Genomic DNA, 19,389 nt, shown 5'->3' on the forward strand with positions numbered 1-19,389 from the left:
GAACCAGGGACGGTGCGGCGCATCCGCCGCGCTGGTGCCATGCCCGGCACGGGATGACTGCGCTGCTGCGTCGACGGCCCTCACCGTAAAGAGCCCCCGGCCCGCGCGCCACTGCCCGTCGAGCCCGGTGAACCGCTCGTGAACGTGGACTGTCCCCGCAGGTGGGAGCGCTCCCACCAACGCGGCGCACCGGGGTCGGCGGGCCCGACGGGTGCCCGTCGGGCGGTCGGTTCCTCGGATGTTCACCCCCCGTGCACGGAAAGTTCCGCGACGGAGCGTTCTGGCCACCTGTCCGAGAACCCAGGCTTCACCGGGGCGTCATCCGCGTGCCCGGGCGGACCCTCCCGGGTGCGCTACCCTGCGCTGATACATCGCGCCCGCCGAGCGGGGCCCGACGCCGAGCTTCCCGAGTGCGCGATACGTGCTGAGCACAGGGGGAAGGCAAGGCCATGACTCGACCACCGACCATGGAGGACGTGGCCCGGGCCGCGGGCGTCTCGCGCTCGACCGTCTCCCGCGTGTTCCAGAACGCCGGGGAGCGCGTCTCCGCCGACGCGCTGATCAAGGTGCACGAGGCGGCCAAGCGCCTGGGCTACGTGCACAACCTCGTCGCCAGCGGGCTTGCGATGCGCCACGGCCGCCAGCTCGGCCTGCTGATCCGGGACGCCACCAATCCCGCCTACGGGCATCTGCACTCGGAGATGAACCGTGCCGTCGAGGCGACCGGTCGCACGCTGATCTCCGTGACCGCGTTCCGCCACGACTACGGCACTGCCGAGGTCCAGGGGCTGAACCGTCTGATGGGTCAGCGGGTCGCCGGGCTGTTCGTGGGCACCGGCGTGACCTCCGCGGAAGATCTCCTGGAGACGGTCACCTCGACGCCGATGTTGATCGTGGGCCGCCCCAACGATCATCCCCAGATCGAGTCGGTCAGCTACGACGAGCGCGCCCACGGCCGGATGGTCGCCGAGGAGGTCGCCGCCAAGGGCCACCGGAGGATCGCTATACTCGTCGCTCCCCTGCTGTACTCGCGCGTGTTCGACCTGCGCATGCGCAGCCTGATCGAGCACTGCCGGGAGCTCGGCGTCGAGACGGTCCCGATCGATCTGCTTCCCGTCGAGCAGGGCGTGGTGCGCGCTCTCGATGCAGCGCGCGCCGAAGGCCTCAGCTGCATCGTGTGCCCGGTCGACTACGTGGCCCTGGAATTGCTGCGGGCGACCCGCGCGCGCGACATGCGCGTCCCGGAGGACGTCAGCACCGTCGGCTTCGACGGGCTGGCCGACGGGCTCGACCTCATCGGCCTCGCCACCGTCCAGCTGCCCGTCGCCGCTGTCGCCCGCACCGCGGTGGCCCGCATGGAGGAGCTGCTGGTCCGCGCGCAGGAATCGCCCGAAGGCCCGCCGGGCACCGAGACCGCCGGCGCCGAGCACGCACTCAGCGCCGGCCGCTTCCAGCCCGGGCGGACTCTGGGCCCGGTCTCCGAGCATCTGCGAGCCTGAGACGGTCGGCCACCACGCCGCCGATCCGGCCGGCCCTCGCCCCCAGGGTCCAGAAGCGGTCACCACCGGCCCCGGGCCTGAAGCGGCCACCCCCGGCACCGGCCCCGGGGGCCCCGAAGCCGCCCCCACCCACACCGACACCGGATCCCAGCAACCCCTCTCCCGCACCTGTCTTCCGAGGTCAGGCAAGCCTTTCCATGGCTGACAACGCGGCCGGACGGGTCTATTGTCAACGCCATGAAGCTCTCTGATGACCTTGAGAAGAAATTCCAGGAACAGATCACGCTCGAATTCGCGGCGTCCATCACCTACCGCCAGCTCGCCATCGAGGCGGACGAGCAGGATCTCTCCGGCATCGCCGCATGGCTGCGCCATCAGGCCGACGAGGAGATCGTCCACGCCAACAAGTTCATCCAGCACGTCTCGGACCGCGACAACCACGCGGCCATCGGCACCATCCACGCCCCCGAGGTGCGGCCCGGCCTGTCCGTGCTGGAGATCTTCGAGGCCGCGCTCGCCCACGAGCAGAAGGTCTCCGCGTCGATCCGCGAGCTGTACCGCAGCGCCGACAAGGAGGGCGACTACGACTCCCGCCCGCTGCTGAACTGGTTCGTCGACGAGCAGATCGAGGAGGAGGCCACCGTCTCCGAGATCATCGGCCGCGTGAAGCTGATCGGCGACGACGGCTCCGGCCTGCTGCGCCTGGATCGCGAGCTGGGCGAGCGCCCTGCCCAGTCCACCGAGGCCGACGAGGACTGACTCGGCCGCGCGCAGCACCCGTTCACGCTCCGGGTCGGCGTCCGGTGCGCGGCACGGAGCGGGCCCAGCCATCGCGTTGCGTTCCCGGGCAGACCAACTCCCGACCCTCAGCACGCCCGTGGTCGCGGCTGGAGGCGAAGCTGATGGCACTGGCTGCCCTCCGCACGTCACGAGCCCGGTTCCGCCGCCCCCGACTACTGTGGAACTCGGCGATTGCTGGCGGGCGGAACCTGTCCGCCTGGTGGGCGCAGGCCGTCGACTGCCAGATCGATGGCGGCGATCGCACGCGTCGCATCGGCACCAGTTCGCGATAGAAGAGAAGTGCCCTGAGTAAGGGTGAGAAGGAGCTGCGCCTGCACCTCCGGGGATGCAGAATCTGATACCTCGCCGCGCGCCTGGGCTTCGCCCAGGGCTTCTGCAACCAGGGTGCGGAACCGAGCGAACGATTCATTCACGAGTGCGGTCGCCTCCGCATCCTGCGGTACGAGCTCCACGACGGTGTTCCCCATCATGCAGCCGCGCGGGTTTCCCGGTTCCGTGGAGATCGTTCCCAGCTGAGCCGGCAGGATGAGCATCTCCCGTAGCGCCGGAAGCAGGGGCACGGATCGCAGCGCCCGCGTGAGCGACGCCTCGTACTCGGTCCAGTACAGCTGGACGGCACGAAGGTAGAGGCTGCGCTTGTCACCGTATGCCGCGTAAAGGCTGCCTCGCTCCACCCCGAGGTCGTCGACCAGGTCCTGGACGGAAGTGTCGCCGTAACCGGCGCTCCAGAAGAGGTCTCGCGCGCGCTGCAACGCGACTGCGGAGTCGAAGGCTCGGGGACGTCCGGTGCGGGCCATACCCCCAGCCTACACTTCTTGCACGTGCGTTCCAGAAGCCCTGTAGGGCGGGCCCGCTAGTTATGGAACGCTCGCACGGAAGTCGTGCTGCAGCATGCGCGGACAAGGAGCCGGGATGAAGGATCTTCGACAGAGGTACGGGGCCTACGCGATCGTCGCGGGCGCGTCATCGGGACTCGGAGAGGAGTTCGCGCGTCAGCTGGCTGCGGGCGGCATGAACGTCGTCCTGGTGGCGCGACGCGTCGACCGGCTGGAGCGGCTCGCGGCCGAGCTCACCGAGGCGCATGGGACGGTGAACGAGGTCGTCGCCCTCGACCTGCTAGAGCCGGGCGCCGTGGACGAGCTCATGCGGCGAACGGCGCACCTCGACGTCGGTGCGGTCGTCGCGAGTGCCGGTGTCGCCCTTGCGGGGCCCCTGATCGAGCACGCCCTCGACGACGAGCTCGAGGTTCTCTCCCTCCACGCGGCGGTGACGCTCCGCCTGGCACACGGCTTCGGTCGAGCCTTCTCTGCACGCGGTCGAGGAGCGATCGTCCTGATCTCTTCGAGCATCGCGGCCGGCGCCGTGCCCTTCCAGGCCAACTACGCCGCCGTGAAGGCATACGTGCTCTCGCTCGGACAAGCCCTGCACCACGAGCTGAAGGGGCAGGGAGTGGACGTCCTCGTGCTCGCTCCGGGCCAGACCGAGACAGAGGGACTCGAGAAGATCCGCGGGATCGACTTCACCAAGATGCCCGGCGGGGCGAAGATGCCGCCCCCGAAGGCCGTCGGTGCAGCGCTGCGGTCTCTCGGCAAGCGCTCGTACGTCATCCCCGGGGTGGTGAACAGATCCGCGGACCTGCTCGGCAAGCATGTCGTGACCCGCAGCGCGTCCGCACGAATGTACGGCACGATCATCGGCCGCGCGCTGACCGATGGCACTGGGAGCGACGCGTGAGCCGCGTCGTTGCTCGCGACGGGTTCGGCGGTCCTGATGTACTCCACGTGCGGCGCATCGCGGAGCCGCACGTGGAGCGCGGAGAGATCCGAATCAGGGTGCGCGCGGCGGGCCTGAATCCGCTGGACTGGCAGATTGCGGCGATGCCCTCACTGGCCGCCCACTTCGGCCTAGGCGTCCGAGCGGGCTTCGGAAGCGATCTGGCCGGAGTCGTGGACGAGGTCGGGCCGGGCGCGGAGCACGCCGGGTTCCACGTGGGCGACCGAGTCTACGGCGGCATCATGGGGCAGGCCGTCGCGGACGTCGTTGTCGTCCCGGTTCCCGTCGCCGCGCCGAATCTGCTCCGGCGCGTGCCGGACGGCGTCGCTGACGCCACGGCTGCAGCGCTGCCGACGCCGGGACTCACCGCAGTCGCGGCCGTGGACGCGGTAGGCCCGGGCGCCGCTGACACCATCCTCCTCGGCGGTGCCGCCGGGGGTGTCGGCGTGCTCGCGGTCCAACTGGCTCGCCTCGCCGGCGCCACCGTGATCGGCAGCGCCTCCGAGGCGACATTCCCGTTCCTGCGGCGCCTGGGCGCGCTTCCGGTCGCCTACGGCCCCGGGCTGCCAGACCGCGTCAGGCGGCTCGCGCGCCGAGGTGTCACCGCGGCGATCGACCTGCACGGGATCGAGGCCGCCGAAGCCGGCCTCGAGCTCGGCGTCGATCCGAGGCGCATCGCGACCGTCGCGGCCGGGGCGCAGCTCCCCGGCGTGCGATCCACCGGAGCGCATGCCGCCGCCCGGGACGCACTTCAGCGGATCGAGGCGGCCATCCTCGCCGGTCGAATGACCGTTCCCATCGCTGAGAGGTTCCCGGTGGAGCGGATCCGGGATGCGGTGGCGGTGCAGGCCGCCGGTCATGTTCACGGCAAGATTCTGATCACCTTCCCCTGAGCACTCCGGCGCCGGCCGCCGCTACCCGGCATGCCTGCCGGTGGTGTCCCGGCGCCCCGCCTGGTCACCCTGGGCTCCATCACGACCCCGTGCCACACTGAGCACGGCCGCGCACCGCAGCGCAGGCGCCGCCCCGCCAGATGAGGCACGAGACGTCCGGGAGAGATCGCCATGGCAGCTCCGCAGTTCAGCCCCTACATCACCTTCCCCGGGAACGCCGGTGAGGCCTTCGAGTACTACCGCGAGGTGTTCGGCGGCGAGCTCCAGATCATGACCTACGACGATTTCCCGGACCTTTCGGGATTTCCGTTCACTCCGCCACCCGGATCGATCGCGCACGCACAGCTGCACGGCGGTCTGGTCACCCTGGCCGGCGGCGACGCCCTCACCGCACCCGGCGAGGAGCTGCCCCCGCTGGAGTCGGACGTGTACTCGTACCTGATCGGCCTGGAGTCGGTCGGCCAGGGCCGGGCCCTGATCGAGAAGCTCACCTCGACGGGCGCCGAGCTGGTCATGCCGTTCGAGCCCGCACCGTGGGGCGACCACTACGGACAGGTCAAGGATCGCTTCGGCGTGCTGTGGGCGATCGTGGTCGGCGAGCAGCAGGAGCGCTGAGACCGAGGGGCCACAGCCCACGGCTCCGGCTCAGCGCTCCGGGGCCGGGCTCCGGGCTTTCCGCACTGTCCATGACACCGCCACGGGTTGTGGAACATTCAATAACCGCCTAGCGTTGGAGCCATCATGCGAGCCTTCGGATTCCTCAGCTTCGGCCACTACGGCAACGGCCCCGGTGCGGGCGGCCTCGACGCCCGCCAGATGCTCCACGACGCGATCGACATCTCCGTCGGCGCCGACGAGCTGGGCGTCAACGGCGCCTACTTCCGGGTCCACCATTTCGCCCCGCAGTCCGCCTCCCCCATGCCCCTGCTCTCGGCGGTCGCCGCCCGCACGCAGCGGATCGAGGTGGGCACCGGCGTGATCGACATGCGCTACGAGAACCCGCTGTACCTCGCCGAGGAGGCGGCGGCTCTCGACCTGATCGCCGACGGCCGGGTCGCGCTCGGCGTCTCGCGAGGCAGCCCCGAACCGGCCGACCGCGGCTGGGAGGCCTTCGGCTACACCGGGTCCACCGATCCGCGCGGTGCGGACATCGCCCGCGAGAAGTTCGACCTGTTCATGCAGGCCATCCAGGGCGAACCGATGGCCCGCGCCGCCCAGCAGCCCTATGGCGCCCCGGTCACCCCCGGCGCCGATCTGCGGCTCGAGCCCTACTCCCCGGATCTGGTCCGCCGCATCTGGTGGGGCGCCGGCTCCCGGGACAGTGCGGAGAACGTCGGCCGCCAGGGCCTGAACCTCATGAGCTCCACACTGCTGACCGAGGCCACCGGTGCCCAGTTCGCCGACCTCCAGGCTGAGCAGATCGAGCGGTTCCGCACTGCCTTCCGCGCCGCCGGCCACACTCACGCACCCCGCGTCTCCGTCTCCCGCAGCGTCTTCCCCGTCGTCACCGATCAGGACCGGCTGATGTTCGGCATGCGCCCCGGGGACGGTGCCGATCAGATCGGCATCATCGACGGGCACCGCTCCACCTTCGGCCGCACGTTCGTCGGCGAGCCGGATCAGCTGATCGAGGAGCTGAAGGCCGATGCCGCCGTGCAGTCCGCGGACACCCTGATGCTCACGATCCCCTCGCAGGCAGGAGTCGAGCTGAACCTGCACATCCTGGAGAGCTTCGCTCAGCATGTCGCTCCTGACCTGGGGTGGAAGCCGAATACGGAGGGGCCGGTGACCGGCGACCCCGTCACCTGACGCTGTCGAGGGCCCCGGCTCGCCGCCTCCACGGCCCGGCCTGGCCACACGTCCGAGCCGCACCGTCCGAGCCGCCCCGGCTCGCGCCTCCGCGGCATCGTCGGCTCCCGGCCGGATCACACCGCCGACCCCTGCCGGGATGACCGGTTCTCCCGTAAGGTGAAGGTCCGCGGGTGCTGATCGGGGCGCTCGCTCAGCACCGCCTTCGGAGGACCGCGATGCCCGCGCCGCAGATCGCCGCCGTACCGGCCGCGCCTGCCGCACCCCTCCCCGCGAAGCCTCACCAGTCCGCTCCCGGCACCGAGGCATCCCGCCACCTGCTCGCCCCGGAGACCACGCGCCCGTTGACGCTGTGGGGCTCGTCCTCGATGAGTTCCGAGCGCGGCTACGAGGGCACGCCGCTGACCGTCCGGATCCACGAGCACCTGGCGCTGGCTGCCGCGCCCGCGAGCGTCCACTGCTTCGGGGTCGGCGCCACCAGGTCCCCGCACACCCTGCTGATGCGGGGCCTGGACACCCCGCGGCTGGCCTGCGTCGGCAGCCCCGAAGCCGGGACGGGACGCGTGCGCGCCGAGCTCGATTCCGGGCTCGCCCCGGCCGGGCCGCTGCGCATCCCGGGCACGGTCGACGGCGTGCCGGGCGAGCTCGACGGCTCGAGCGGCACCTGGTTCTTCACGCCCGAGGATCCGGCCTCTCCGGTCGCCGATGGCGTCTTCACCTCTTCCCTCGCCGAGGTGGCCGCCGGGTCCCGCCAGGTGCTGTGGATGGGCAAGAACAACATTCTCGACGTCGACGGGGTCCTCGAGGACACCCAGCGGATGTGGGACGCCGCCGACGATCCCGAGCACGACACCCTGGTGCTGGGACAGTGGCCGACGGCCTACGATCCGGTCGGCTCGGACACGGCCGAGGCGGTGCTCGCCGTCAACGAGGAGCAGCAGCGCCGCTACGGCGACCACTTCCTCGACCTCGCCACGCTCCTCACCTCGGCCGAGGGCCTGTGCTGCCCGCCGCTGGCCCCGCTGAGCCTGCTCGAGCAGGCGGGCACTCAGGGTGCGCTCGAGATGCACGTGGCCCCGCCGGAGCTCCGCGCACCCGATGGCATCCACCTCAACGGCTGGGGAAATCTCGCCGTGAGCTGGGCGATCCTGCAACGGATGCGGGAGCTGCAGTGGCTGTGAGACGACCGCCTGCCCCGCGCCTGCGACAGGACCGGGTGCCCCGCCCGGCCCCCAGCGACGCCTCCGCCGCTGCGGCATCGACTCATGCCCCCGCCGACCGCCTGCCCGATCCGGTCCCGACCTCTCCGCCCGCCACCATCACACCTGCGGAGTCCACGGTGGTCCGGGGCGCCGCTCCCCGCCGCGACCTGCGCCGCCGGGCCTTCCTGGTCGCCGGCACCGCGGCGGCGGCCATCGGCAGCTCGGTGACCGCCGGGGCACTGCTGAGCCGGACCGCAGGCGGAGCCACCTCGGCCTCCGCAGGCGCCGGAGCCGGCAACGCGCCGGTCACCAGCCCGTTTACCGATGTTCCCGATGACGCGCCCGGCCTGGAGGCGATGCGCTGGGCCGACGAGACCGGCGTCCAGCCCGCCGATGACAGCGGCGCCTACTCCCCCGATGCTGTGCTCACCCGCGGCGCCGTGGCCCTGGCCCTGCACCGATTCGCCGGGGCCCCGGCCGTGCCGCGGGAGACCGCGCCGGCGCTGATCACCGACCTCGGGGACGACGTCGAGATCGCCACCGCGCTGCTGTGGCTGCACGGCCGCGGCGCCGTGTGGGGCGACCCCGACCTGCGCGTCCGCCCTGAGGAGGACGCCACCCGCGATTGCGTCGCCGGGATGCTGGCGGCGCTGCTGCGCCCGGCCCTGGCCGGATACGGAGCAACGTGGGATCCGTCGGCCGCGACATCGCTGCCCGAGGCGCCGGAAGCTCCGGAATCGGCCTCGACGCTCCGCGATGTGGCCTGGCTCGAGGCAGCGGGCATGGTGCCCGCCTCTCTCGCGGAGGATGTCTGGGCGGGAGAGAAGTCCGTCAGCCGCGCCGATCTCGCGATCTCGCTGCACCGGGCCAACGGCGTCATCGCCGGCGCGCTCGGCTGAGCACGCCCCTGCGCCGCCGCTCACACTTAGGCTGATGACCATGTCATCGACGCCTGCCCACGCTGCCTACCTCCGCCACCCAGATGTCCGTGGCGACACCGTCGTCTTCACCGCCGCGAACGACGTGTGGCTCGCGCCCCTGGCCGGGGGCCGCGCCTGGCGACTGACCGACGAGGGCGCCCCCGTCGCCTATCCGCGGTTCTCGCCCGACGGCGTCCACGTCGCCTACACCTCCCGCACCTCCGGCGGCCCCGAGGTCTGGGTGGTCTCGGCCGACGGATCCACCACCCCGCGCCGCCTGACCACGTGGGGCCGGCCCTCGACGAAGGTGGTCGGCTGGCTTCCCGACGGCCGCATCGTCGCCTCGAGCAGCTACAACGCCCCGGTCGCGCGGGATGCGCAGCTGTGGGCGGTCGATCTGGAGGGGCAGGCCGAGCTGCTGCCGCTGGGCCGCTCGGGCGAGGTCGCGATCCACCTGTCGGGCCCCACCGTGGTCGCCACCCCGTGGCGCCGCGATCAGGCCGGCTGGAAGCACTACCAGGGCGGGACCGCGGTGAAGCTGTGGATCTCGCACGAGGACGTGGCCCTCGGTGCGCCGGCCGCCGCGCACGCCGCACGCTCCTGGGAGCCGCTGCTGGCGGACATCCTCGCCTCCAAGACGCGCATCGCCTGGTACGGCGACCGGCTGATCTTCGCCTCCGACACCCCCGGGCCCGGAGCGGCCCGTCACGACCGCGCCACGGCCAATCTGTGGTCCGTCGCAGCGGATGGCTCCGACCTGCAGGTCCACACCTCGCTGCAGGCCGAGGACGGCTACCTGCGCGAGCCCGCGACCGACGGCACCACCATCGTGTACTCCTCCCGCGGCCGCCTGTTCGCCCTGGACTCGCTGCAGGCCGAGCCGCGCGAGGTCGAGATCCTCGCCTCCGGGGTCGGCGCGTCCCGCGTCCCCCGGCCCGTCTCGCCGAGCGAGAACCTGCTGGCCGTGCGGCCGGTGCACGATGCCCGCTCGAGCGTGGTCGAGTGGCGCGGCAGCGCCCATGCCCTCACCCACCGCGGCGGCCCGGCACGGCTGCTCGCGGGTGCCGACGGCGTGCGCATCCGGGAGGTGCGCCCCCTCGGGCGCTCCCCCTTCGCCCTCATGGTCAGCGACGCCGAGGCGCTCTCGGACCGCGAGCACGGCGGCGTCGGCTCGGATGTGCTGGCTCTGTCCCGGCTGGACGGCGGCAGCGAGGAGATCCGCTTTGACCTGGGCGACGTGGGCCGGATCCTGCACGCCGTCCCTTCGCCCGACGGGTCCAAGATCGCGATCTCCAGCCACGACAACGTGGTGCGCCTGGTGACCCTGCGCGGTCTGGTCGACCCCGCCACGACCTCCACGGGCGCGGCGACCTCGGGTGTCACCGGTGCCGGCGGCGCGGGCGCGGGCACGAACACCACGGGCGCGGGTGGCTCCGGCACGGGCGCCGTCTCCCCGTGGGAGCAGGAGAGTGAGGCGGCGCCGGCTGTGCCGCACCTGGACCATGTGCGCGAGGTGGGCCGCTCCAGCGGCGGCGAGGTCGCGGATCTGGCCTGGTCGCCGGATGGTCGCTGGCTGGTGTGGACCGAGCCGAACTCGTGGATGCTCAGCCGCCTGATGATCTCGGACACCGAGGATCCCGAGCCCACCGGCCGCGCGCTGACCTCGGGCAAGTACCAGGATTCGGCGCCCGCCTTCAGCGCGGACGGCAAGCACCTGGCGCTGCTGTCCATGCGCACCTTCGAGACGGTCTACGACGACATGGTCTTCGACCTCGGCTTCGTCAACGCCGAGCGCCCCTTCCTGATCCCGCTGGAGCGCAGCACCGCCGACCCGTTCGGGCCGCTGCCCGACGGCTGGGGCGGCGAGGAGCCCGCCGCACAGGCCGACGGGGCGGCGGCTCCGCATGCCGAGGGATCCGCCGCGGCCCGGCCCGCTCATACCCCGTCGGCCGCGGATGGCTCGCACCCGGCGACCTCGACCGCTCCGGCCGGGGCCGACGACGCGAACAGGGCCCCGGCGACCCGGGTCGACCTCGATGCCGTCGAGGACCGCCTGGTGCCGTTCCCCGTCGTCTCGGGCACGTACTCGCACCTGACCGCGGTCAGCGGCGGTTTCGTGTGGCTGCGACATCCCCAGCAGGGCGTGCTCGGCACCGCGCGCGCCGGGGTCGAGGGCGAGGAGCCCGGGCCCGCGCTCGAGCACTGGAGCCTGGCCGATCGCAAGCTGACCGTGCTGGCCGAAGGAGTCGTCGACCTCGCGGTCTCCGGCGACGGCGAATCCCTGGTCATCAAGCAGGGCGAGAGCTGGGTGAAGGTCCCCTCGAACCGCAAGGTGGAGGACGAGGACCCGGCCCGCATCCCGATCGACACCGGCCGCCTGCGACTGACGGTCGACCCGGTCGCCGAGCGCCGCGGCATGCTCTGGGACAACTACCGGATCATGGCCCAGCAGTACTGGCGGGCCGACATGGACGGCATGGACTGGCACGCCATGACCTCCTGGTACGACCCGGTCATCGAGCGACTGGTCACCGAGGACGACTTCCAGGATCTGATGTGGGAGGTCCTGGGCGAGCTTGGCACGTCCCACGCCTACGTGATGGGCGGGGTCTACCAGGCGGATCCGCCGATGCTCCCGGCCTATCTCGGAGCCGATGTCGAGCAGCGTGAGGGTCGCTGGGTGATCACCTCGATCCTGCCCGGAGACTCCTCCGATCCCGAGGCCCGCTCGCCGCTGCTGGCTCCGGGCGTGGCGGCCGAGGTGGGCGATGCGATCGTGCGCGTGGACGGCCGGGAGGTGGGCCCCGACGGCGTCCAGCCCCTGCTGATCGGCTCGGCGAACCGGCCGACGGAGCTGGTGCTGGCCCGTGACGGCGCCGAGCGCCGGGTGGCGGTCCTCCCCCTGGCCGACGACTCGCAGCTGCGCTACCAGGCGTGGGTTGCATCGCGCCGCGCCCTGGTCGATGAGCTCTCCGGCGGCCGCCTCGGCTACCTCCACATCCCCGACATGGTCTCCTCCGGCTGGGCGCAGATGCACCGCGACCTGCGTGAGGCGACCACCAAGGAGGGCCTGGTCGTCGACGTGCGCTACAACAGCGGCGGGCACACCTCGCAGCTGGTCACCGATCGCCTCGCCCGTCGCGTGCTGTCCTGGGACTATCCGCGCCACCAGAGGCCGGGCACCTACCCGCAGTTCGCACCGCGCGGCGCGGTGGTGCTGGTGACCAACCAGGAGGCGGGGTCCGATGGGGATATCGTGGGCGCCGTCTCCCGAGCGATGGAGATCGGCCCGATCATCGGCACCCGCACCTGGGGCGGCGTGATCGGGATCGACGGCCGCTTCGACCTGGTCGACGGCACCGGCATCACCCAGCCCAAGTACGCCAGCTGGTTCGAGGGCGAGGGCTGGGGCATCGAGAACTACGGTGTCGAGCCCGACATCGAGGTGCCGCTGCCGCCGAACGCGTGGGCCGCCGGGGAGGACCCGCAGATCGAGCGCGGGGTCACCGAGGCTCTGGCCCGGCTCGAGCAGCACCCTGCCGCGACCGCTCCCCCGCTGCCCGCGCCCCGGTTCGGATCGGGCCCGGCGGCACAGAGCTGAACGACCGGCGCCGTCGGCGCCCGGGGCCGCGGCGCCGGTGGCGGATGCCGGCCCCGAGCGTTATCGGCGCTGGTGCCGGCGGCCGCGGTCACCGCAGGGTGGGCACGACGATCTCGGGGTGGCGCACGGCCAGCTCCTGGCGGCTGTCGGGGCCGAAGGCCGCGACCGCCCGCGTCGTCGCGTCGCGTTCGGCGGTGCGGGCGACGGGGTGCGTCTCGTCGGGGCGGAGGTCGCGGGCGATCCGTTCGTTGCCGCGGGCGATCCGCTCGGTGAGGGTCAGGGGCGCCCCGCGGGAGACGTCCGGGCCGTCGATGCCGCCGGCCAGCAGTCGGGTCACGGTGCCGAGCACCGCGGTGATCAGAGCGATGAGAAGGATGAGGCCGATGCCGATCAGTGCTGAGGTCATGCCATGATCCTCAGCCCGGCGACGGTTCAGGACAAGCGATGATTCGCACCCTACTGTTCAGTGCTGCTGAATCGCGGTACGGTCAGGGCATGCTCGATCCCGTCAAGCTCCGCGTCCTGCGGTCGGTCGTCGAGACCGGCAGCATCCGTGCCAGCGCCGAGGCGCTGGGCTACACCCCGTCGGCCATCAGCCAGCACCTCACGAGCCTGCGCCGGGAGACGGGCCTCGAACTGGTCGAACGGTCCGGTCGCGGCATCCACGTCACGGCGCACGCGCGGCTCCTGGCCGACGAGGCCGGGCCGGCCCTGGACGCGCTCGATGCCGTCGAGCGCACCGCGAAGGACCTCCGCTCCGGTCGCATCGGCAGGCTGCGCTTCGGCTACGCCACCTCGATCGCCGGGGACTGGATCCCCGAACTCGCCCGTGACGTGCGCCGCCGGTACCCCGACCTCGGCCTCGACCTCACCCTGCGCGACTGCCAGGGGGACGGCGTCCTCGAGGATTCCGGGATGGACATCGTGGTCGGCGACGGGGAAGCACCCTCCAGGGCCTCCGCGGAATGGGAGTACCAGGAGATCCTCGAGGAGGGGTACGTGGCCCTGGTGGGGGCGGGCCATCCGCTCGCCGGGCGCCCCTCGCTGCTGCTCAAGGAGCTCGCCGAGGAAGCGTGGGTGACCGACGACCCGCTGGACTCGTACTGGTTCGACCGGATCTGCTCGGCGTGCCGCGCCGCGGGATTCTCCCCTCGCGTGGACGTCAATCCCAACGACTACTCCACCGTGCTCGGGTTCGTCGCCAGCGGCGACTACGTCAGCGTGCAGCCCTCGGTGATCGCGCGGGACATGCGCCCCGACGTGGTCGCGATCCCCCTCGATCCGCCCGCACCGCGGCGCCGGCTGCGGGTGCAGGTGCGCCGTGCGACCTCGCGCAACCCGGCCGTGCAGTACATCGTCGAGCGGATCCACGCGGTCGCCGCGATGCGCGCCGAGGAGATCCCGGGAGTCATCTACCTGGGCAGCACGTCGACCGATCGACGCGATCCGCGACCGCCGGTAGCGGCTGTCGTCCCGGACCAGCCCGCTGCGGCGTCGGCTCCCAGGGGCTGAGCCGCCACGTCCCACACCGCGTTCGGGCACGATGCGGCGCCGCTCCCCGCGACCCAGAGGTCACGCCTTGGAGTCAGGTCGGACGCTTCGTGATTCGGGCGTCCGGGGGAGCACAATAGGACGGTGCCTCCCCCTCGCTCCCACCGGCTCCGCACCGGCCTGTCCCGCCGGACGGCTCTGCTGTCCCTCCTCCCCCTCTCCGTCACCGCCGGGACGCTCGCGGCCTGCAGTGACGCGGGCGCTCCGCGTGAGGGCGAGGGCACCACCGGAGAGACCTCGGTGTCGGACTCCGGCGGAGCCGGATCCGGAACGCTCTCGGTCAACGATCCCTGGGCGAGAGCCATGCCGTCTCAGAGCGCGGTCTTCGGGACCCTCACCAACGGCACCGAGGGGGATCTGGTCCTGGTCGCGGCCTCGAGCCCCGCCGCCGGCGAGGTGCAGCTGCACGCGGGCGCGCCCGGCAGCTCTGACGGGCAGAGCATGCCGGTGAAGGAGAACGGCTTCCCGCTTCCCGCGGGAGAGGAGCTCGTGCTCGAGCCCGGCGGGAACCACCTCATGCTGACGGATCTCACCGAGCCCCTCCAGCCCGGCGATGAGGTCGAGGTCGCCCTCGCGTTCGCCGACGGCACCGAACACCAGTTCACCGCGCCGGTCGAGGACCGCTCCGGGACCGAGTAGAGCCAGCGGGACCGAGCGGAACCCGCGGGACAGAGCCGAACCAGTTCGACGGGTTCCTTCACGGCGGTCAGCGTGGCAACCCGTGGCCGCGCCAGCGGCCACACGCCGCCGCCACCTATCCTGGGTCCGACGCCCCTGCGCTCGGCGGTCAGCCCGCGGCATCGCGGCCCGGCTCGGCGCGGGCGATGCTTCCGACCCCGCAGGAGAGTAACCCCGTGCCTCGATTCAACGTTCCCACCGACGACGCGCAGGGCCCCCTGGTCGTCGGCCTCGACGTCGGCTCCGGCGGCTCCCGCGCCGCCGTCTACGACGCCAGCGGGCGCGAGGTCGCCAAGCGCACCCACAAGGAGGCGCACTCGTTCACGGTGCGCGACGACGGCACCAGCATCATCGACCCGGACCAGATCGTCGACGAGATCCGCACCGCCCTGCGCACCGTGCTCAAGGGCTCGCTGCCCGGCGAGATCTGCGGGATCGGCGTGGACACCTTCGCGTCCTCGCTGATCGCGGTCGACGCCGACGGCAAGGCGCTGACCCCGTGCATCACCTATGCGGACACCCGCTGCCATGCCCAGGTCGCGACCCTCACCGACGCCCTGGACATCGAGGCCCTCCACGAGCGCACCGGCGCCCGCCTGCACTCCTCCTACACGGTCCCGCGCCTGGCCTGGCTGCGCGAGGAGCACCCCGAGGTGTTCGCCCGCACCGCGCACTTCATGGCGCTCGGCGAGTACGTGGCGTTCAAGCTGCTGGGCACCCCGGCGCTGGGAACCGCCTCGGCCGCGTGGTCCGGCATGATCGACCGCCGCACCGGCGAGTACGTGCCCGAGCTGCTCGAGGCCGGCGGGGTCGATGCCGAGAAGATGGGCACCCCGCTGAACCCGTCCGACGCCCTGCCGGTCGCCGGCACCCCGCTGGCCACGGAGTTCCCGGTGCTGAAGGGGGCCGTATGGCTGCCGGTGATCGGGGACGGTCTCGCCGCGAACATGGGCATCGGCGCCCTGGGCACCGGCATCTGGGGCATCTCCACCGCGACCTCCGGCGCCATCCGCCAGCTGCTGGACACAGAGATCCAGGCGCTGCCCAGCGGGCTGTGGGCGTACCGCGTCGATGACCGCCGCACCCTCGTCGGCTCCGCCATGAGCGACTGCGGGCGGGTGCTCGACTGGGCACGCGCCCAGCTCGCCATCCCCACCGACATCACAGAGACCGACACCGAGACGCTCTTCTCCGTCCCGCCCGAGGCCGGCACCCCTCTGGTGATCCCGTTCCTCTCCGGCGAGCGCGGCACCAAGTGGCGCGGCTCCTCGCGGGCGATCTTCGCGGGCATCAGCGCCTCGACCACCGCCGAGGACATGCTGCGCGGTGCGCTCGAAGGGGTGGCGCTGACCTTCCTGCGCATCGCCGACCAGCTGCGCGAGGCCAGCGGGGATCCCGAGCGGATCGTGCTGTCCGGCGGCATGACCGAGGCGGTCCCGGGCTGGCTGCATCTGCTCTCCGACGCGCTCGGCGCCCCGATCGACCACGTCGCCGTCTCCCGCTCGACCATGCGCGGCGCCGCGGTGATGGCGCTCGAGGAGGCCGCCCCCGGCACCGACATCGCCGAGGTCCCGGTGCTGCGCCGCGTCGAACCGGTCGCCGCGCACACCGACTACTACCGCGAGCGGCTCGAGCGCTTCGAGAAGCTGGCCGACCTGGCCTGAGCCGGCGGGCAGCCTCCGGAGTGACGGCGGCGCCGCAGAATGAGCGTCGCCCGGGGGTACGGAAACCGGTAGCCTGCAGGGCGCCCGATTGCCTCGTGCGCAGGCAGGGACGCAGAGGAGCATCACCATGGCATGGGAAGGCCAGCACCCGTGATCATCGCCGGCCTGATGACAGGCACCTCCGCCGACGCCCTGGACGTGGCCCTCGTCGATCTCCACCTCTCCGACGGGCGCCCGGACGACCTGGCGATGGAACTGCTCGCCTCCCGCGAGGTCCCCTTCGCCGACGGCCTGCGCGCGGACATCCTGCGCCTGCTGGCACCGTCGGACGTGCCGCTGTCGCTGGTCAGCAGTGTCGATGCCCGGCTGGGCGAGATGTGCGCCGGGGCCGTCGAGGAGCTGTGCGCGAGCACCGGCCTGACCTGCGACCTCGTCGTCTCCCACGGCCAGACCGTCCGCCACGACGTCGCCGACGGTCGCGTCAGCGCGACGCTCCAGCTCGGCCAGTCCGCCTGGATCGCCGAGCGCATCGGCGCGCCGGTGCTCAGCGACGTGCGCTCCCGGGATGTCGCCGCGGGCGGGCAGGGCGCGCCGCTGGTGAGCATCCTCGACCATCTGCTGCTGGCCGGGACCGAGGAGCCGACGGCCCTGCTGAACCTGGGCGGGATCGCCAACCTCACCGTGGTGGCCGACCGTCGCGAGACGATCGCGTTCGACACCGGCCCCGCCAATGCCCTGATCGATCTCATGGCCTCGCGCCTGAGCGAGGGCCGCCTGGACTGCGACGCCGACGGTGCTCTCGCGGCCCAGGGCACCGTGGACCAGGACCTGCTGAGCCACTTCCTCGCCGACCCCTACTACTCCCGGCCCGCGCCGAAGTCGACCGGCAAGGAGCAGCTGAACGCCGACTACCTCGATGAGCGCCTGCGCGCCCATCCGCACGTGAGCGGGCTCGATGTGATGGCGACACTGACCGCCCTGACCGCCCGCACCGTGGCCGACACCTGCCGCAGCCACGGTGTCACCGCGGTGGTCGCCTCGGGTGGCGGGACCCGCAATCCCGTGCTGATGGACGCCCTGCGCACCGAACTGGGCGAGGGCGTCTCGCTGGCCACCACCGACGAGGCGTTCGGCCTGCCCGAGGGGGCGAAGGAAGCCTGCCTGATGGCGCTGCTGGGCTGGCTGACCTGGCACGGCCTGCCCGGCACCCTCCCCTCGGCCACGGGCGCCTCCCACGCCACCATCGCCGGCCGCCTCAGCCCCGGCGCGAGGCCCCTGCAGCTGCCCGACCCGCTGCCACGGTCGCCCCGGCGCCTGCGCGTCGTCGGCTCCGCTCCCGCACCTGGCACCGGCGCCGGCCGTGACCCCGCTTCCTCCCCCGGTGCCGCCCCGATCCCCTCCCCCACGTCCCCGACCCCTCAGCAGGAGACCTGACATGCAGATCCTCGACCTCCTGGTCATCGTCGCGTACCTGGTCGCGACGGCCTGGCTGGGACTGCGCCTCAGCGGGCGCCAGTCCGGCCTGAAGGACTACTTCCTGGGCGGGCGCAACCTGCCCTGGTGGGCCGTGTGCCTCTCCGTCGTCGCCACGGAGACCAGCGCCCTGACCGTCATCGGGATCCCCGTGATGAGCTACCTGGGGAACATCTCGTATCTCCAGCTCGGCATCGGCTACATCGTCGGCCGCATCGTCGTCGCGTTCGTGATGCTGCCGCGCTACTACGACGGCGAGATGGTCACCGCCTACGCCTACCTGGGCAAACGCTTCGGATCGAGTACCCAGACCACCGCCGGGGTGACGTTCCTGTTCACGCGCCTGCTGGCCGACGGGATCCGCGTGCTGGCCGCCGCGATCCCGCTGAAGGTCATCCTCGACGGGCTCGGCCTGCACACGAACTACTTCGTGATCACCGTCGTCCTCGCCGTCGTCACCATCGCCTACACGTTCATCGGCGGCATCAAGGCCGTGGTGTGGGTCGACGTGGTCCAGATGCTGCTGTACGTCGCCGGCGGCCTACTGACCATCGTGGTGGTCACCTCCACCCTGGGCCTGGGATGGCTCGGGGACGCCGCGGAGGCCGGCAAGACGCAGATGTTCGTGCTGGCCGGCAACCCGCTCAGCGACGACGCCTCCCTGATCCCCTCCCTGCTGGGCGGCGCGATCTTCGCGATGGCCTCCCACGGCTCCGATCAGCTCGTGGTCCAGCGCCTGCTGACCTGCCGCTCCAAGCTCGAGGCCCAGAAGGCCCTGATCTGGTCCGGGGTGATGGTCTTCGTGCAGTTCGCGATCTTCCTCGTCGTCGGCCTCGCCCTGTGGGGCTACTACGACCACGCCACCCCGCAGGAGATGGGCCTGACCCGCGACGACGAGGTGTTCCCGCTGTTCATCGTCGAGGGTCTGCCGACGGGCATCTCCGGGCTGCTGCTGGCCGGGATCCTCGCCGCGGCGATGTCGACCCTGTCCTCGTCGCTGTCGGCGCTGTCCTCCTCCACGGTCACCGACGTCGTGGGGCGGCTGCGTCGCACCCCGCTGACCGACCAGCAGGGGCTGCGGGTGGGCCGCTGGGCCACCATCGGCTGGGGCCTGGCCTTCATCGCCCCGGCGACCTTCTTCCGCTCCGACGAGGGCAACATCGTCGTGCTCGCCCTCGGCGTCGCCGGCATCACCTACGGCGGGCTGCTCGGCGCGTTCGTGTTCGGCATCGTCAACAAGCGGGCCGACAAGCGCGACGCCAATATCGCCTTCGTGCTCGCCGTGGCCGTCAACGCCTTCTTCTTCGTGATGGAGAAGTACGTGACCGGCGAGGTGTGGGTGGCCTGGCAGTGGTACCCGCTGCTCGGCGTCATCGTCACCTGCATCGTCGGCGGGCTGCTCTCGCTCACTCATCCCCCGCGGCCGGCACCGCTCGAGCCGGCGGGCCACGGCCCGACCGGGACCCCCGCGGCCGGTGGGCCACCGCCCGCCGATGCGCCCACCTCCGAGGACAGGACCCGCTGA

Annotated in this window: 16 protein-coding genes; 14 read left to right on the top strand and 2 right to left on the bottom strand. The window is 72.1% G+C overall.

Translation table 11 applies throughout. From position 1 onward, the window contains the following. The first annotated feature begins 449 nt into the window (after nt 1–449). Entirely contained in the window at nt 450–1,499 is a 1,050-nt protein-coding gene (locus tag ACFQRJ_RS05010; RefSeq protein ID WP_377017702.1) for a LacI family DNA-binding transcriptional regulator, read from the top strand. A gap of 237 nt (nt 1,500–1,736) precedes the next feature. After that, the gene (locus tag ACFQRJ_RS05015) at nt 1,737–2,258 is read left to right on the top strand and encodes a ferritin (protein WP_377017704.1); all 522 of its coding nucleotides are present in this window, start codon (nt 1,737–1,739) and stop codon (nt 2,256–2,258) included. Between the two features lie 194 nt (nt 2,259–2,452). On the opposite strand, the gene ACFQRJ_RS05020 is transcribed toward ACFQRJ_RS05015, so the two are convergent. Continuing rightward, entirely contained in the window at nt 2,453–3,097 is a 645-nt protein-coding gene (locus ACFQRJ_RS05020; RefSeq protein ID WP_377017706.1) for a TetR/AcrR family transcriptional regulator, read from the bottom strand. A 115-nt stretch (nt 3,098–3,212) separates the two neighbouring features. Between ACFQRJ_RS05020 and ACFQRJ_RS05025 the strand changes: the two genes are divergently transcribed. The 7 genes from ACFQRJ_RS05025 to ACFQRJ_RS05055 all read left to right on the top strand — a co-directional run bounded on the left by ACFQRJ_RS05025 (nt 3,213) and on the right by ACFQRJ_RS05055 (nt 12,498). Next, complete coding sequence (locus tag ACFQRJ_RS05025; RefSeq protein WP_377017708.1) at nt 3,213–4,034, top strand: SDR family NAD(P)-dependent oxidoreductase; 822 nt, start codon at nt 3,213–3,215, stop codon at nt 4,032–4,034. Between the two features lie 47 nt (nt 4,035–4,081). Then, nucleotides 4,082–4,966: an alcohol dehydrogenase catalytic domain-containing protein gene (locus ACFQRJ_RS05030; RefSeq protein ID WP_377018128.1), complete on the top strand. Its 885-nt coding sequence runs from the start codon at nt 4,082–4,084 to the stop codon at nt 4,964–4,966. A 171-nt stretch (nt 4,967–5,137) separates the two neighbouring features. Then, nucleotides 5,138–5,581 (top strand): VOC family protein, encoded by a 444-nt coding sequence (locus ACFQRJ_RS05035; protein ID WP_377017710.1) that lies wholly within the window; start codon nt 5,138–5,140, stop codon nt 5,579–5,581. 126 nt (nt 5,582–5,707) lie between these two features. Further along, entirely contained in the window at nt 5,708–6,775 is a 1,068-nt protein-coding gene (locus tag ACFQRJ_RS05040; RefSeq protein WP_377017712.1) for an LLM class flavin-dependent oxidoreductase, read from the top strand. Nucleotides 6,776–6,993: 218 nt separating this feature from the next. Continuing rightward, nucleotides 6,994–7,956, top strand: coding sequence for a hypothetical protein (locus ACFQRJ_RS05045; protein WP_377017714.1), 963 nt, complete (start codon nt 6,994–6,996; stop codon nt 7,954–7,956). After that, a complete protein-coding gene (locus ACFQRJ_RS05050) occupies nt 7,953–8,876 on the top strand; it encodes a hypothetical protein (protein WP_377017716.1) in 924 nt (307 codons plus the stop codon). Before ACFQRJ_RS05045 ends, ACFQRJ_RS05050 begins: the two co-directional genes overlap by 4 nt. A 40-nt stretch (nt 8,877–8,916) precedes the next feature. Next, on the top strand, nt 8,917–12,498 hold the full coding sequence (locus tag ACFQRJ_RS05055; RefSeq protein WP_377017718.1) for a S41 family peptidase: 3,582 nt from the start codon (nt 8,917–8,919) through the stop codon (nt 12,496–12,498). A gap of 88 nt (nt 12,499–12,586) precedes the next feature. On the opposite strand, the gene ACFQRJ_RS05060 is transcribed toward ACFQRJ_RS05055, so the two are convergent. Then, a complete protein-coding gene (locus ACFQRJ_RS05060) occupies nt 12,587–12,904 on the bottom strand; it encodes a hypothetical protein (RefSeq protein WP_377017720.1) in 318 nt (105 codons plus the stop codon). An 89-nt stretch (nt 12,905–12,993) separates the two neighbouring features. Here ACFQRJ_RS05060 and ACFQRJ_RS05065 point away from each other — a divergent pair, with 89 nt between their 5' ends. The 5 genes from ACFQRJ_RS05065 (at nt 12,994) to ACFQRJ_RS05085 (ending at nt 19,389) form a co-directional block, all read left to right on the top strand. Beyond that, nucleotides 12,994–14,010 carry a LysR family transcriptional regulator gene (locus ACFQRJ_RS05065; RefSeq protein WP_377017723.1) on the top strand — a complete coding sequence of 339 codons (1,017 nt, stop codon included), beginning with the start codon at nt 12,994–12,996 and terminating at the stop codon, nt 14,008–14,010. Between the two features lie 123 nt (nt 14,011–14,133). Then, nucleotides 14,134–14,688: a copper chaperone PCu(A)C gene (locus tag ACFQRJ_RS05070; RefSeq protein ID WP_377017725.1), complete on the top strand. Its 555-nt coding sequence runs from the start codon at nt 14,134–14,136 to the stop codon at nt 14,686–14,688. Nucleotides 14,689–14,903: 215 nt separating this feature from the next. Continuing rightward, nucleotides 14,904–16,391, top strand: a complete 1,488-nt coding sequence (locus ACFQRJ_RS05075; protein WP_377017727.1) for a gluconokinase — start codon at nt 14,904–14,906, stop codon at nt 16,389–16,391. A 132-nt stretch (nt 16,392–16,523) separates the two neighbouring features. Then, a complete protein-coding gene (locus tag ACFQRJ_RS05080) occupies nt 16,524–17,825 on the top strand; it encodes an anhydro-N-acetylmuramic acid kinase (RefSeq protein ID WP_377017729.1) in 1,302 nt (433 codons plus the stop codon). Nucleotide 17,826: 1 nt separating this feature from the next. Next, entirely contained in the window at nt 17,827–19,389 is a 1,563-nt protein-coding gene (locus ACFQRJ_RS05085) for a sodium:solute symporter (RefSeq protein WP_377017731.1), read from the top strand.

It is taken from the genome of Brachybacterium sp. GCM10030252, assembly GCF_042666535.1.
Lineage (GTDB): Bacteria > Actinomycetota > Actinomycetes > Actinomycetales > Dermabacteraceae > Brachybacterium.